The following is a 14,432-nucleotide window of genomic DNA, read 5'->3' as shown; positions in this document are numbered from 1 at the left end:
CAGTCCCCCACGGCGCTCAACCGTCGACGGCGCTCCGGGCGAACGCGACCGCCTGCTCCACGATCGCCTCCAGCTGCTCGTGGTGCGCACCCCGCCAATAGGCCCGGCCGCACGCCGTGCACTGCGCGAACACGTCGTACGTCGCATGCGTCCCGTGCTTCAGCTGGTCGGCGACCTCATCCTTGGTCGCCTCACGCAGCACCCCGTTACAGGCGGTGCAGCGCGTCCAGGGCAGCAGCTCGGGCCGGAACCGCTCCAGCACGTCCCGCAGCTGCTCCTCGGGCCGCGTGCTGTACACGAACGCCCCCGCCCACAGCTCGCGCCGCCGCAGCAGCCCCCGGTCGCGGCTCAGCATCACCCGCTGCTCGGCGGCCGAACGCGCCGCGAGGGCCGGGTCGCCGATGTCGGTCGATTCGTAGGCCGTGTCCACACCGAGCAGCCGCAGCCGCCGGGCCAGCGTGCCGAGGTGGACGTCGAGGAGGAAGCGCAGGGGAGCGCCCGGGACCTGCTGCGGGCGTGCCACGGTGCGCACGGCCACCGACTCGCCGGCCGCGGGGACGTGCGCGAAGGGCACCTCGCGGCCGTCCACGACCAGCGCGCCCACCTCGGTCAGCGGTACGCCCAGCGACTCGATGACATGGCCGAGGCTGGAGACGCCGTCGGTGGCGGCCCGCACGGCGCCGTCCGCTCGGGCCCTGGGCACGAACACGTGCAGCTCGGGTGCGAACTCGACCTGGATCTCGGGACCGTTCACCCGGTCAGGATGCCATGGCGCGGTGCGCCGGCCTCAGGGTTTTCCGGTCGGCGGGCCGTGCTCCGGGACGCCCAGGACGCGGCCGGCGAGATCCCGGATTCCGCTCCCGGAGCCCCCGCTGGGGGTGGTCGGCGGCGGTGGTGCGGGGGCCGCCGTGGGGGCATTGTCGGCCATCGGAGTGATCCGGGCATGCGTCGGGCCACGACCGGAAGCCGTGGCCCGAAGGGGTGAGAGGGAGCTATCCGTGCTGGTACGCCACCAGCGAGATGCCCACGTAGTGCGTGATGAAGGCCGCCAGGGTGAGGGAGTGGAACACCTCGTGGAAGCCGAACCAGCGCGGTGACGGGTTGGGCCGCTTGATCCCGTAGACCACGCCGCCCGCGCTGTAGAGCAGGCCGCCGACGACGACCAGGACCAAGACGGCGATGCCGCCGGTCCGCATGAAGTCCGGCAGGTAGAAGACCGCCGCCCAGCCCATCGCGATGTAGCAGGGCGTGTAGAGCCAGCGCGGGGCGCCGACCCAGAAGACGCGGAAGAGGATGCCGGCCACGGCCGCGGCCCAGATGCCCCACAGCAGCCACTGCCCCTTGGCGCCGGGCAGGAGCAGCATGGTCAGCGGCGTGTACGTGCCCGCGATGATCAGGAAGATGTTGGCGTGGTCCAGCCGCCGCAGGACGCCGTCCATGCGGGGGCTCCAGTCGCCCCGGTGGTACAGCGCGCTCACACCGAACAGCAGGCAGGCGGTCAGGGCGAAGATGCCGCAGGCGATACGTCCTCTGGTGGAGTCGGCGAGGGCCGTGAGCACCAGACCCGCGATCAGTGCGGCCGGGAACATGCCGAGGTGCAGCCAGCCGCGCAGCTTCGGCTTCACCGGGTGTGGCAGGGAGAGCGCCTTCGGACCGTGGCCGTCGGCCGCCGAGTCCGTGGGCGCGTCGGGGACGAACGCAGTCATGGCCGAATGGTAGCTACGGAACCGTAAGTCACGTATCAGTGCCGCCGATTGATGGGCGAAGAGTGGCCATCCTCTCACCCTGGTCCGGCGACGGTCACGCAAACGGACTGCCAGGTGAACGCAACGTGCACGTAAAGCGGCCGTCGGAAACCGTGGCGAGCCTCACGTTGCTCACCTGTGCGCTCCTCTGGACAGATGGGCGCGTACGTCGGATGATCAAATGAGTGCGGTCGGCACCGGATGAGCGCCAAGATCCACCCTGAAGCATCCGGGTCGCAGCCCCCACGGGGCCTCCACATCAAAAAATCCCTCATTTAGGAGCAATCGTGGCGCGCGACATCGCGGCTCCCACCGTCCCCACCACCCATCAGGGACTGATCTCGTGGGTCAACGAGATCGCCGAACTGACGCAGCCGGACAACGTGGTCTGGTGTGACGGATCCGAGGCCGAGTACGAGCGCCTGTGCGGGGAGCTCGTCGAGAAGGGCACCTTCCGCAAACTCGACCCGATCAAGCGCCCCCACTCCTACTACGCCGCCTCCGACCCCACCGACGTCGCACGCGTGGAGGACCGGACCTTCATCTGCTCCGAGAAGGAGGCTGACGCCGGCCCGACCAACCACTGGAAGGCCCCCGCCGAGATGCGGGAGATCTTCCAGGGCTCCGGAGGCCAGGGCGGTCTGTTCCGCGGCTCGATGCGTGGCCGGACCATGTACGTCGTGCCCTTCTGCATGGGCCCGCTCGGCTCGCCGCTGTCCGCGCTCGGTGTGGAGATCACGGACTCGGCCTACGTCGCCGTCTCGATGCGCACCATGACCCGCATGGGCCAGGCCGTCCTCGACGAGCTCGGCTCCGACGGCTTCTTCGTCAAGGCCGTCCACACCCTGGGCGCCCCGCTGGAGCCCGGCCAGGCGGACGTCCCCTGGCCCTGCAACCAGACCAAGTACATCTCGCACTTCCCCGAGGACCGCGAGATCTGGTCCTACGGCTCGGGCTACGGCGGCAACGCCCTGCTCGGCAAGAAGTGCTACGCCCTGCGCATCGCCTCCGTCATGGCCCGTGACGAGGGCTGGCTCGCCGAGCACATGCTCGTCCTGAAACTGACCCCGCCGCGCGGCGAGGCCAAGTACGTCGCCGCCGCCTTCCCGAGCGCCTGCGGCAAGACCAACCTCGCCATGCTGGAGCCGACCATCCCCGGCTGGACGGTCGAGACCATCGGCGACGACATCGCCTGGATGCGCTTCGGCGAGGACGGCCGCCTCTACGCCATCAACCCCGAGGCCGGCTTCTTCGGCGTCGCGCCCGGCACCGGCGAGCACACCAACGCCAACGCGATGAAGACGCTGTGGGGCAACTCCGTCTTCACGAACGTGGCGCTGACGGACGACGGTGACATCTGGTGGGAGGGCATGACGGAGGAGACCCCGGCCCACCTCACGGACTGGAAGGGCAACGACTGGACACCCGAGTCGGGCGTCCCGGCCGCGCACCCCAACGCCCGCTTCACCGTCCCGGCCTCGCAGTGCCCGATCATCGCGCCCGAGTGGGAGGACCCCAAGGGCGTGCCGATCTCGGCGATCCTCTTCGGCGGCCGCCGCGCCACCGCCGTGCCGCTGGTGACCGAGTCCTTCGACTGGAACCACGGTGTGTTCCTCGGCGCCAACGTGGCCTCCGAGAAGACCGCCGCCGCCGAGGGCAAGGTCGGCGAGCTGCGCCGCGACCCGTTCGCGATGCTGCCGTTCTGCGGCTACAACATGGGCGACTACATGGCCCACTGGGTCGACGTGGCCAAGGACAAGGACCAGTCCAAGCTGCCGAAGATCTACTACGTCAACTGGTTCCGCAAGGACGACGAGGGCAAGTTCGTCTGGCCCGGCTTCGGTGAGAACAGCCGCGTCCTGAAGTGGATCGTGGAGCGCCTGGACGGCAAGGCCGAGGGCGTCGAGACGCCGATCGGCATCCTGCCGACCAAGGAGGCCCTCGACACCGACGGCCTGGAACTGGCCGACTCCGACCTGGAGTTCCTCCTCACGGTCGACAAGGAGGTCTGGCGCGAGGAGGCCGCCCTGGTCCCCGAGCACCTCAACACCTTCGGCGACCACACCCCGAAGGAACTGTGGGACGAGTACCGCGCCCTGGTGGAGCGCCTCGGCTGATCCCACCCCCTGTACTCCGCGGCCGGCTGGAACCGACAGTGCCCTGACCAGCAATATCGTCACGGCCGGCCGCGGAACCGACTGGCGGGGCCCGCACAACGGCGTGCGGGGTTTTCCGGGCCGGTCGTCGCCCTCCGTCCGCCCCGACGGAACCAGGCTTCGACAGGCCCACTCCCGCCCGCTTCGGCGCGGCCCGCCCCGCGGGCTCACGAACGTGCCGATGGATGACCGAGCGCTCCGGCCGACCGCCTACGTCGACCGGGGCGCTCGGGCGTGTTCGGGGTGTCGGCAGCGGTGACGGCGATGGTGTCGGCGCCGGTGAACAGCTCGCACCACACGGTCTTGCGGCCGGCCTCCTGCTCCACCCCCCACCGCACGGCCAGCGCGTCGAGCAGCGCCAGCCCTCGGCCGGATTCCGCCCCGGCCCCGGCGCCGGCCGCTCCGACCCTTCCGACCAGGACGGGCAGCGCCCGGGGGTCGGGATCGGTGACCCCTGCGTGGAGGTAGCCGAGGCCTTCCCCGGCGCCGCCCGCTGGCGCAAGAGCACCTATGGCAACGGCGACGGCGGCAACTGCGTCGAAGTGTGCGACGCCCACACCGCCGTCGTTCCCGTCCGTGATTCCAAGGTCCCTCACGGCCCGCTCCTCACCATCACCGCCCCGGCCTGGACGTCCTTCGTCATGTCCCTCAAGTCGGCACCTGCCGCATGACCCCTTCGGCTCACCAAGGCGGAGTCGGTGCCCGCTCATCACCGGCGTGTGCGGAGGCCCTGCACCAAGCAGATGACAGCCATCAAGCCAGAGAGGATCGCCACGCGATAGAGAGGGCCGCTGTTCGATCCCGGAGTGAGCAGGCACAGGACGCACGCGATCGCGCACAGGGCCGCAACGGTGAACGCGGCGGCGTGGGACATCGCGCTCACCTCCTCGGTCTCCGGCGGGCCATGGTCATGGCGGTCAGTACCAGCCCGCCGAGAGCGGCAAGTACGCTCGTTCGACGGGCCCGCACCAGAGCGTAAGAGACTTAATCGACTGTCAAGATACCGACGATGATGCCAGCTGTTATCGCGATCACCCAGAGAGCAATTTGTATCTTTCTGGAATTCGTCATGACCCGGTTGCCCTTCCCGTTGTTGCAGCACTGTACGGAGAGGTCAGAAGGGCGGGTGTTTCATACCCGCCCTTCTGACTTCACTCTGGTCAGTCGGGGATGAACCCGCCGGTGGGATCAGCGCAGGCCCACAGATCCCCCATTTCTTCGCCCCAGTCACTGCCGTCTTCGTCCAGTATTGAATTTGTGGTGTAGCAGGCAGCGACATAACCGGGCGCCGGCTTCACCCAGCGTCCCACCGTCTTCGCTCCCGACTTCAGCGCCCCGGTGATGTCGTCCCACAGCAGCCCGGTGGGGTCAGTCCGATTGATGGGGTCGCCGCCCGCATAGAGGTAGGGGTTGGCTTCCTGCCCCGACGGGTCCGGCTGGGTGAAGCGGCCGAGGGACGGGTCGTAGTAGCGGTGGCCCATCTTGTACAGGCCCGTCGGATCCAGGTAGGCGCCGGTGTAGCGGTGCGGCTGGGGGACTGCCTCGGTGGTCGTGCCGCGGGGGAGGCCGGTGGGGCCGTAGGCGTAGGTGTGGGTGCGCTTGCCCGCGCCGTCGGCCAGGCCGAGGACGTTGCCCGTGGCGTCGGTGAGGTAGTAGTAGGACTTCCCCCCAGTCGTCATGGAGTTCAAGGTGCCCGCCGGTTCGCGGATGAATCCGGTGTCGACGCCGTTCGTGGTCGTGGAGGCCAGGCCGAGTGCGGTGTGGTGGAACCAGGTCGAACCCAGCTTGGTGCGCTCGGAGTTGTCCGTGCCCGCGTGGACCAGGTCGTAGGACTTGCCGCCCGCGGTGATGCCGGAGAGCTGGCTGTGGTCCGTCCACGTCTCGTTCGTGCGGGCGGTGCTGCCGGCGCCTGCCGTCTCGTTGCCGAGCCTGTCGTAGGACCAGCCCGTGGTGGAGCCGTTCTTGCCGGTCAGTTCGCTCGCGTCGTCGTAGGTGTAGGTGGTGCCGCCGGGGCAGGCGTTCTTCGTGCCGTCCTGGGAGGTGAGGTTGCCGGCCTTGTCCCAGCAGTACAGCCACGATGCCTTGCGCGTGCCCGCGGAGTCGGCTTCCAGGGCGTAGCGCAGGCGGTCCTGGGAGTCGTAGTCGTAGGTGGTCTTGTACTTGGTGAGGTTGTCGGTGCGGGTGCGGATCTTGGTGGTGTCCTTGCCCGCGGTGTTCTTGTAGCCGTAGGCCAGGTCGATCAGTGTGGTCGTACCCGAGGTGGTCTTGACGGCTTCGGGGCGGCCGTTGTCGTCGATCGTGACCGACTGGGTGGTGCCGCCGGGATAGACGGTTTTGGTGCGCTTGTCGTTGTTGTTGTAGTCGAAGTCGGTCTTCTTGCCGTCCGGGGTGGTCAGGTAGTCCAGGCGGCCGGCTTTGTCCCAGGTGTAGTCGGTCTTGCCGGTCGGGTCGATGTAGTGGTCGACCTCGCCGCCCGGGGTGTAGGCCAGCGCCGTCTGGGCGCCGTTCTGCAGGGTGCGGACGCTTTCGCGGTTGAGCTTGTCGTAGTCCCAGCCCGTGGTGCCGGAGGCGTCGGTGCGGGTCCTGACGTTGCCGTCGCCGTCGTAGGAGTAGGTGACCGTGGCGTTGGTGGCGGACACCTTGGTCACGCGGTCGCGGTTGTCGTAGACGTAGACCGTCGTGATGCCGCGTCCGTCGGTGGCGGTCGCCACCCGGCCGAGTGCGTCGTAGGTGTAATTCGTTGTGCCCTGCGGTGCGGGCGGGGTGACCGTCTTGAGGTTGCCCTTGGCGTCGTACGTGAACGAGGTGACCTTGCCGTTGGCGTCTTCGGCGGTGCAGCGCTGGCCTTCGAAGCCGCCGCAGGTCGGGGTGTCCTTGTTGTAGGTGTACTCGCGGGTGCCGCCGGCCGTGCCCGAGGTGGTCACCGACATCGTGTTGCCGTTGGTGTCGTACTTGAAGGTGTCCTTGCGGCCGTCCGCGGTGGTGAAGTCGTTGGGCAGGTCCGTGCCGGCGACCGTCTGGTACGCCGTCACCGAAGCCGTCGCACCGAGCGGGAGCTTCTGGGAGAGGGCGTTGTTGCGGCCGTCCCAGCCGTAGGTGATGGTGTTGCCGCCGGTGCCGTCCGCTCCCGTGCCCATCGCGTCGATCGCGGTCTGCACGAGGTGATTGGTGTACTTCGAATGGCGGGAGTGGCCGAGCGGGTCGGTGACCTTGGTGACCTCACCGTCCGCGTTGTGCAGGTACTTGGTGGTGTCGCCGTCGGGGTCGGTCACCGTCGTCGTGCCCGCGTCCGACGGGGTGGCGGCCGTGTAGTCGTAGCGCCAGGTCGGACCGATGTGGCCGCTGCCCGTCACCTCGGTGGCGCGCTGCATGGACCTGACGCGATTGTGGGCGTCGTAGGTGAACAGCGTGACGGTGCCCTCGGGCGTGGTCACCTTGGTCAGGCGGCGTGAGGAGTCGTACGCGTAGGCGGTGGCCTTGCCCTCGGTGTCGGTGACCTTCGCCAGGTTGCCCGCCGGGTCCAGGTCGAACACGGCCGTGCGGCCCGAGTGGTCCTTGGCCTGCCACTGGCTGGCATTCGTCTTCAGCAGGTCGATCCAGCGGCCCGAGCGGGTTTCGGTGAGCTTGAAGCCCTTGTGCTCGCTGCCCTCGTCGTGCTGGCCGACGGTGATCGTGCCGTCGTTCTTGTCCGTGACCTTCGTCAGGGTGCCGTGCTCGTCGTAGGTGTCCTTCGTGCCGGACTTGCGGTCGGTGAGGGTGTAGGTGCCGTCCGCGTTCTTCTTCAGGTCCTTGGAGTAGCCCGTCGGCGTGGTGTAGCCGCCGGTGGACGTCTCCTTGAAGCGCAGGGCGTCGCTGGTGGCGTCGTAGACGACCACCTCACCGTCGCCGGTCTGGAGGTAACGCTCGTAGGCCTGCCACCAGCGCTGCGACACCTTCCCCCACGGCGCTTCCAGGGAGTTGTACGTCCGCGTCAGCTGCAGCCTCTGACCGACACCGGCGATGTCGAAGTCCGTCGCGGCGAGCATCAGGTTGCCGTTGGAGACGTTCACCCGCGCCACCAGCGCGTCGTTCAGACGCGTGTCGATGATGCGGTGCCAGGGCACCTCGCCCTGCCCCTCGGGAACGAACGGCGTGGCCTCGACGGCGGCCCCCGCGCGCTGGGCGCCGGACTTGCCGCCCGCGCGGGCCTGCTGCGCCGCCCGCCAGGCGGCGACCTCCGCCGACGGCTTGGCCTCCGCCTGCGACTCCGGCGCCTTCACCGACCCGGCCGGTGTCGCGGGAACCTCCACCTTGGTCGGTCTCGTCCAGGGGCTCTCCGGCTCCGGTAACTCCGGCTTCGGCGCCGCCGCCAGCCCCGGTGCCGCCGAGAGCACCACGGCGGCGGTCGTGATCGCGGACAGGAGAGCGGTTCTGTGTGTTCTTCGGGCACGCCAAAGTGACGTGCTTCCCGCACGTGAATGCATCAGCTTCCCCCACGGAAGTCAGGCAGAACGCGTGACCGATACGGTCACTTCGGCCACACAAGTTGTCACAGGAAGCGCACAAATCGGCGCGGTGTGCCCTTGAACGTCCACTGCATGCGGGCTGGAATCAGCCCCGCCGCTTCTCCGCGCCAAACCGGGGCGATACGGCCGCAACTGCCGCGTGGCATGGCGGAATGCACGGTTCTGTGCCGACTTGTAAGGGGTACGTTGACCGAAAGTCACCGCAGGCGGCCGACCGCTGGGGGCGGGTGCTCCCGTGCGCGGCAGGCATGACGGGCTTCGGGTGCGGGTACCCGATGGCCCTCACGGAGGGGCTAGTGGCGCCCGGTCCGCGCGTCGCTGCGGGTGCGCGCGGACCGGGGCCGTCAGGGGGAGCCCCGCAGGGCTCAGTGGGACGCGAGTTCGCGCGGCTCCAGGGCCGCCGTGTGGGCGTCCATCCGCTCGGCGGCCAGGATCGCGGCCGCGGTGTCGGCGCGGGAGGCGGCGACGACCAGCGCGCGGCCCGCCAGGGCGTGCGCCCGCCGGTGCAGGGCCGCGGTGCCGCGCTCGCGACGGCCGCTCATCGGCGCACGAACCGGGGTGCGTCCCCCGCGCAGCCGGCTCACCTGCTCCGCGAGCCGCTCCGCCGCCGTGTCCAGGTCGGCCGAGGCCTGCGTCGCGCGCAGTTCGTCAGTGACGGCGAGCAGGGCGGCGAGATGGCCCGCGAGCTGGATGTCCAGCTCTTCCTCGCGGGAACGGTGCGGGAAGTCGGGGGTGGGGCCGTCCACCGCGCTGTGGACCGACTTGGTGCGGATCGGTTCGTACATGGGAGGGCCTCCTGGATGCTTACAGGAAACCATCCTAGCTTAGATTTCGTCTAAAGTTGAGCTGCTCACAAAACAGGACTGCCTGCACACAAAGCGTGAGCAGGCAGTCCCGTCTTCGGCTCGGCGTGGTCAGGGCTGGCTGTAGCCGTCCAGGAAGTGGCCGATCCGCCCCACCGCGTCGGTCAGGTCCCCGACCGTCGGCAGGGTCACCACCCGGAAGTGGTCCGGCTCCGGCCAGTTGAAGCCCGTCCCCTGGACCACCATGATCTTCTCGCGCCGGAGCAGGTCCAGGACCATGCGGCGGTCGTCCTTGATCTTGAAGACCTTGGGGTCGAGGCGCGGGAAGAGGTACAGCGCCCCCTTGGGCTTCACACAGGTCACGCCGGGGATCTGGGTCAGCAGCTCGTACGCCGTGTCCCGCTGCTCGCGCAGCCGTCCGCCCGGCAGCACCAGGTCGTTGATCGTCTGGCGCCCGCTGAGGGCCGCGACGACTCCGTGCTGCCCCGGCATGTTGGCGCACAGGCGCATGTTCGCCAGGATCGTCAGACCCTCGATGTAGGAGTCGGCGTGGGCGCGCGGACCGGAGATCGACATCCAGCCGACGCGGTAGCCGGCGACCCGGTAGGCCTTCGACATGCCGTTGAAGGTGAGGGTGAGCAGGTCCGGGGCGACGGAGGCGGTCGGGGTGTGCGTGGCGCCGTCGTAGAGGATCTTGTCGTAGATCTCGTCGGAGCAGACGAGGAGGTTGTGCCGGCGGGCGATGTCGGTCAGGCCCTTGATCATCGCCTCGTCGTACACGGCCCCGGTGGGGTTGTTCGGGTTGATGATCACGAGCGCCTTGGTGCGGTCGGTGACCTTGCGCTCGATGTCGGCGAGGTCCGGCATCCAGTCGGCCTGCTCGTCGCAGCGGTAGTGCACGGCGGTGCCGCCGGACAGGGAGACGGCGGCGGTCCACAGCGGGTAGTCGGGCGCGGGCACGAGGACCTCGTCGCCGTCGTCCAGCAGGCCCTGCATCGCCATCACGATCAGCTCGGAGACGCCGTTGCCGATGAAGACGTGCTCGACGTCCGTCTCGATGCCGAGGGTCTGGTTGTGCATCACGACGGCACGGCGCGCGGCCAGCAGGCCCTTGGCGTCGCCGTAGCCGTGCGCCGACGACACGTTCCGGAGTATGTCCTCAAGGATCTCCGGCGGGCACTCGAAGCCGAACGCGGCCGGGTTGCCGGTGTTGAGCTTGAGGATGCGGTGCCCTGCCGCTTCCAGGCGCATCGCCTCCTCGAGAACCGGGCCCCGGATCTCGTAACAGACATTGGCGAGCTTGGTCGACTGGATCACCTGCATGACTGGGAGCTTACGGCCCGGTAACGCCTCCCGGGCCGTGTTTTCCGCCACGTGAGACGCGGGGATTTGGGGCGATATCGCCGCGCGCTGTCCCACCAGCCCCTTCGGTCCCTAGAATTCCCCGCCATGTCCAAGCCATTCGATTACGCCGACGGAGTGACGGGCGGTGAGCCGCAGGGCCCGCCGAACGTCTACCTGCCGCAGGGGGCCGCCCCTCCGGCGTACGACGCCTACGCGGATCCGGCTGCCGCACACGGATGGCAGGACGTGTACGGCCCGACGGACCCGGCGGCTTCCGGGAGCACCCCGTATCAGGACGGCGGCGCGGCCGGCGAGGGCGGAACGGCCGCCCCTTCGGGAGCCGGTGCGGACGGCGCCGGTGGCGGGCCGGTGCACTCCGGCGACATCGGTGACCCCGCGAACCCCGGTGGTGGGCCGGTGTACTCCGGCGACAGAAGTGATTCCGCGTACTCCGGGCACATCGGTGACCCCGCGTACCCCGGTGGTGGGCCGGTGTACTCCGGCGACAGAAGTGATTCCGCGTACTCCGGCGACATCGGTGACCCCGCGTACCCCGGTGGCGCCGGCGAACCGGTCTACCCCGGCGGCGCCCTCGCTCACTCGCACCCCGAGGGCGCGGACGGCATCGGTGAGACTCGCGAGCTGCCGGTGGTGCCGGCGCCGGGTGGCCGGTCCGGGGCCGGGCACCGGGGCCGGCGCAAGCCGCCCGCGCGGCGGTCGCGCCGTGTGGCGGTCGCCGCCTCTGCCGTGGGTGCCGTGTCGGCGGCCGTGCTCATCGCCGGGGTCTCCTTCTCGGGTGGGTCCTCCGGTGGCACCCGGGGCGGCGAGGGTGGCCGCACCGATCCGACGGCGGGGGAGTCCTCGACGGCGTCACCGGCGGACACCGGTCCGGCGGCGAGCCCGGCCGCCCCGCTCGCGGGCCGGCCGGGGAACTCTGACGGGCCGTCCGGCGCCGCGTCCCCGAGTTCGTCCTCCACGGTGAGCCGGAACCCGTCCGCGTCCGCCACGGAAGGCGCGCGGCCCCCGGCGGGCACCTCCACGACCACTGCCCCGGCGGACTCCGGCCCCACCGCCACGGCTTCGGCTCCCGGCAGGTCCGACGGAAAACCCGGACATGGTCCCGGCGGCACCAAGGGACCCAAGTGACCTTTCCGTGAGGGCGGTTGAGTAGGGTCGTTCAGGACGCCGGGATTCCGGTTGTGGAACAGGTTCTTGTGCCACCCCCCTTTTCGCGATCACAATGCACATGACAATCGTGCAGGCGGCCGGAGGATTTCCGGCCGCCTCCGTCGCAAGAGGGGACCCCCCATGAGAAAACCTCTCGCCGCCGCGTTCTGCGCCCTGGCGATAGCCGGGGCCGGCGCGGCCCCCGCGACCGCTGCCGAGGCCGCCCCCACGGGCGTCGGCAAGGCCGCGGACACGGGCTCGGCCACGTCCGCCGTCTCCGGCGTGGTCACGTCCGTGGAGCAGACGCTGTCCGGGCTCCGCGGCCCTCAGACCAAGGCCGTGAACTTCGCCGGCACCGTCGCGCTCAGCAACTGCTCCGGCTCTGTCGTCCGCATGCCGGACTCCGAGGCCGACGACCCGGCGCTCGTGATGACCAACGGCCACTGTCTGGAGTCCGGATTCCCCGGTCCCGGCCAGGTCCTCGTCGACAAGGCCTCCAGCCGCACCTTCACCCTGCTCAACGCCTCCGGCTCGCGCGTCGCCACCCTGCGCGCCGCCAAGCTCGCCTACGGCACGATGACCGACACGGACGTCGCGCTGTACCAGCTCACCACCACGTACGCGCAGATCAAGAGCTCGTACAACATCAACGCGCTGACGCTGAACGACGGCCACCCTGTCGCCGGCACCGCCATCAGCATCCCCTCCGGCTACTGGAAGCGGATCTACAGCTGCAACATCGACGGGTTCGTGCCCACCCTCAAGGAGGGCGACTGGACCTGGAAGGACTCGGTCCGCTACACCTCCGCCTGCAACACCATCGGCGGCACGTCCGGCTCGCCCGTCGTCGACCAGGCCACCAACAAGGTCGTCGCCATCAACAACACCGGCAACGAGGACGGTGAGCGCTGCACGGTGAACAACCCGTGCGAGGTCGACGCGAACGGCAACGTGACCGTCCGCAAGGGCATCAACTACGCCCAGGAGACCTACGGGATCCCGGCCTGCTTCGGGATCGACAACAAGCTCGACCTGAGCGCGAGCGGCTGCACCCTGCCCAAGCCGTAAGGCAGGGTGCCGGCCGGGCGGTCACGTGGGAGGAGTCCCGCGGACCGCCCGGCCCGCCAGCACGTCCGTGCGCCGGCCGTCCTCGATGACGAACCGGCCGTCGACCAGGACGTGCGGGATCCCCGTCGGGAGCGTGCGCGGCTCCGCGAAGGTGGAGCCCGCCGCGACCGTCGCCGGGTCGAAGAGCACCAGGTCGGCCCGGTAGCCCTCGCGGACCAGACCCCGGTCGGGCAGCCGGAGCCGCGCGGCCGGGCGCGAGGTGAGGTGCGCGACGCACTCCTCCAGCGACAGCACCCCCAACTCCCTGACGTAGTGCCCGAGGTAGTGCGGGAAGGTGCCGAAGGCGCGCGGGTGGGGCTTCGCGCCCTGGAGGATGCCGTCCGAGCCGCCGGTGTGCACCCGGTGGCGCATGATCGCCCGGACGTTCTCCTCGTGGCCCACGTGCTGGAGGATCGTCGGGGCCAGCCGGTCGGCCAGCAGCAGTCCGCGCGCGGTCACCCAGGGCGTCTCGCCCCGCCGGTCCGCCGACTCCCTGACCGTCCGGCCGACGAAATCGGCCAGGGCCGGATCGTTCACGCCCGAGATCTCGATGGTGTCCCATTCGACCGGCACACCGTGGCAGCCGTCGGACCCGGTGACCTCCAGGTGGTGGCGGATGCGCTCCGCCGTCTCCTCGTCCGCCAGCCGCTTCAGGGCCTGCTCGGGGCCGCCCTCGCTCGCCCAGCTCGGCAGCACGGCCGCCAGCGTCGTACAGCCCGGGGTGTACGGGTAGGTGTCGAGGCTGATGTCGGACCCGGCCGCCAGCGCCTCGTCCAGCAGGGTCAGCAGCTCGGGTGCCCGGCCCTCGTTCACGCCGAAGTTCATGGTGGCGTGGGCGAGATGGAGGGAGCAGCCCGCCTCCCGGGTCAGGGCGACCATCTCCTCGTAGGCCTCCAGGGCCCCGGCGCCGTAGGAGCGGTGATGCGGGCAGTAGTAGCCGCCGTAGGAGGCCACCACCCGGCACAGTTCGGTCAGTTCGGCGTCCCGCGCGTACATGCCGGGCGTGTACGTCAGCCCCGACGACATGCCGACGGCGCCCTGCTCCATGCCCTCCGCCACCAGCCGGCGCATGTGGTCCAGCTCGTCCGGGGTCGCCTCGCGGTCCTCCCAGCCGACGGCGAGCGCCCGGACCGTGCCCTGCGGGATCAGGTAGGCCGCGTTCACGGCGATCCCCCGGTCCAGCCGGTCCAGGTACTCGCCGACCGTGCGCCAGTCGAAGTCGATGTCGTCCCCCGGGCCGTTCCACCCGGCGATCGCCCGGCGCACCTCGCCGAGGGTGCGGTCGTCGACCGGCGCGTAGGACAGCCCGTCCTGGCCGATGACCTCCAGGGTCACGCCCTGCGCGGCCTTGGCGCTGTGGTCGGGGTCGCGCAGCAGCGCCAGGTCGCTGTGGGCGTGCATGTCCACGAACCCGGGGGAGAGGACGAGCCCTTCGGCGTCCAGCTCCCGGCGTGCCTTCGGCCGCTGGCAGCCGGCCGCGGCGGCCTCCTTGACGATGGAGACGATCCGGCCGCCGTCGACCACGACATCGGCCCGGTAGGCGTCCGAGCCCGAGCCGTCGACGACGTCGGCGTCCCGGATGACGAGTTCTTCCATCGCTGCCTC

11 protein-coding genes are annotated in these 14,432 nt (G+C 70.1%); 4 read left to right on the top strand and 7 right to left on the bottom strand.

The annotated features are described in order from the left end of the window. Positions 1 to 16: 16 nt before the first annotated feature. Both ACZ7EG_RS07235 and trhA read right to left on the bottom strand, forming a co-directional pair. Entirely contained in the window at positions 17 to 754 is a 738-nt protein-coding gene (locus ACZ7EG_RS07235) for a Mut7-C RNAse domain-containing protein (protein ID WP_471073548.1), read from the bottom strand. A gap of 238 nt (positions 755 to 992) precedes the next feature. Further along, positions 993 to 1,706, bottom strand: a complete 714-nt coding sequence (trhA, locus tag ACZ7EG_RS07230; RefSeq protein ID WP_466769821.1) for a PAQR family membrane homeostasis protein TrhA — start codon at positions 1,704 to 1,706, stop codon at positions 993 to 995. Positions 1,707 to 2,032: 326 nt separating this feature from the next. Here trhA and ACZ7EG_RS07225 point away from each other — a divergent pair, with 326 nt between their 5' ends. After that, positions 2,033 to 3,862 carry a phosphoenolpyruvate carboxykinase (GTP) gene (locus tag ACZ7EG_RS07225; protein WP_471073543.1) on the top strand — a complete coding sequence of 610 codons (1,830 nt, stop codon included), beginning with the start codon at positions 2,033 to 2,035 and terminating at the stop codon, positions 3,860 to 3,862. 206 nt (positions 3,863 to 4,068) lie between these two features. Here ACZ7EG_RS07225 and ACZ7EG_RS07220 read toward each other — a convergent pair whose 3' ends face one another. Continuing rightward, complete coding sequence (locus ACZ7EG_RS07220; protein ID WP_471073541.1) at positions 4,069 to 4,458, bottom strand: hypothetical protein; 390 nt, start codon at positions 4,456 to 4,458, stop codon at positions 4,069 to 4,071. On the opposite strand from ACZ7EG_RS07220, the gene ACZ7EG_RS07215 reads away from it, so the two are divergent. Further along, complete coding sequence (locus ACZ7EG_RS07215; protein ID WP_471073538.1) at positions 4,360 to 4,572, top strand: DUF397 domain-containing protein; 213 nt, start codon at positions 4,360 to 4,362, stop codon at positions 4,570 to 4,572. The two genes, ACZ7EG_RS07220 and ACZ7EG_RS07215, sit on opposite strands and share 99 nt — an antisense overlap. Positions 4,573 to 5,061: 489 nt before the next feature. Here the strand turns inward: ACZ7EG_RS07215 and ACZ7EG_RS07210 are convergent, their stop codons facing one another. The 3 genes from ACZ7EG_RS07210 to ACZ7EG_RS07200 all read right to left on the bottom strand — a co-directional run bounded on the left by ACZ7EG_RS07210 (position 5,062) and on the right by ACZ7EG_RS07200 (position 10,532). Further along, complete coding sequence (locus ACZ7EG_RS07210; RefSeq protein ID WP_471073535.1) at positions 5,062 to 8,277, bottom strand: RHS repeat-associated core domain-containing protein; 3,216 nt, start codon at positions 8,275 to 8,277, stop codon at positions 5,062 to 5,064. A 494-nt stretch (positions 8,278 to 8,771) separates the two neighbouring features. Then, positions 8,772 to 9,191 (bottom strand): SCO4983 family protein, encoded by a 420-nt coding sequence (locus ACZ7EG_RS07205; RefSeq protein WP_471073532.1) that lies wholly within the window; start codon positions 9,189 to 9,191, stop codon positions 8,772 to 8,774. Between the two features lie 129 nt (positions 9,192 to 9,320). Continuing rightward, on the bottom strand, positions 9,321 to 10,532 hold the full coding sequence (locus tag ACZ7EG_RS07200; protein ID WP_366712153.1) for a pyridoxal phosphate-dependent aminotransferase: 1,212 nt from the start codon (positions 10,530 to 10,532) through the stop codon (positions 9,321 to 9,323). 126 nt (positions 10,533 to 10,658) lie between these two features. On the opposite strand from ACZ7EG_RS07200, the gene ACZ7EG_RS07195 reads away from it, so the two are divergent. Beyond that, entirely contained in the window at positions 10,659 to 11,699 is a 1,041-nt protein-coding gene (locus tag ACZ7EG_RS07195; protein WP_471073528.1) for a hypothetical protein, read from the top strand. Positions 11,700 to 11,861: 162 nt separating this feature from the next. Further along, positions 11,862 to 12,788: a S1 family peptidase gene (locus tag ACZ7EG_RS07190; RefSeq protein ID WP_471073526.1), complete on the top strand. Its 927-nt coding sequence runs from the start codon at positions 11,862 to 11,864 to the stop codon at positions 12,786 to 12,788. 21 nt (positions 12,789 to 12,809) lie between these two features. Here ACZ7EG_RS07190 and ACZ7EG_RS07185 read toward each other — a convergent pair whose 3' ends face one another. Beyond that, on the bottom strand, positions 12,810 to 14,423 hold the full coding sequence (locus ACZ7EG_RS07185) for an N-acyl-D-amino-acid deacylase family protein (protein ID WP_471073523.1): 1,614 nt from the start codon (positions 14,421 to 14,423) through the stop codon (positions 12,810 to 12,812). Positions 14,424 to 14,432: the final 9 nt, after the last annotated feature.

The organism is Streptomyces sp. NPDC037100 (assembly GCF_055606225.1).
This window is presented reverse-complemented; position numbering and strand designations above follow the sequence as displayed.

What these genes read in the sequence shown, in the direction of transcription:
- trhA (WP_466769821.1), bottom strand. Translation starts at nt 1,706, where the DNA reads ATGACTGCGTTCGTCCCCGACGCGCCCACGGACTCGGCGGCCGACGGC.
- ACZ7EG_RS07195 (WP_471073528.1), top strand. Translation starts at nt 10,659, where the DNA reads ATGTCCAAGCCATTCGATTACGCCGACGGAGTGACGGGCGGTGAGCCG.
- ACZ7EG_RS07185 (WP_471073523.1), bottom strand. Translation starts at nt 14,423, where the DNA reads ATGGAAGAACTCGTCATCCGGGACGCCGACGTCGTCGACGGCTCGGGC.
- ACZ7EG_RS07200 (WP_366712153.1), bottom strand. Translation starts at nt 10,532, where the DNA reads ATGCAGGTGATCCAGTCGACCAAGCTCGCCAATGTCTGTTACGAGATC.
- ACZ7EG_RS07205 (WP_471073532.1), bottom strand. Translation starts at nt 9,191, where the DNA reads ATGTACGAACCGATCCGCACCAAGTCGGTCCACAGCGCGGTGGACGGC.
- ACZ7EG_RS07190 (WP_471073526.1), top strand. Translation starts at nt 11,862, where the DNA reads ATGAGAAAACCTCTCGCCGCCGCGTTCTGCGCCCTGGCGATAGCCGGG.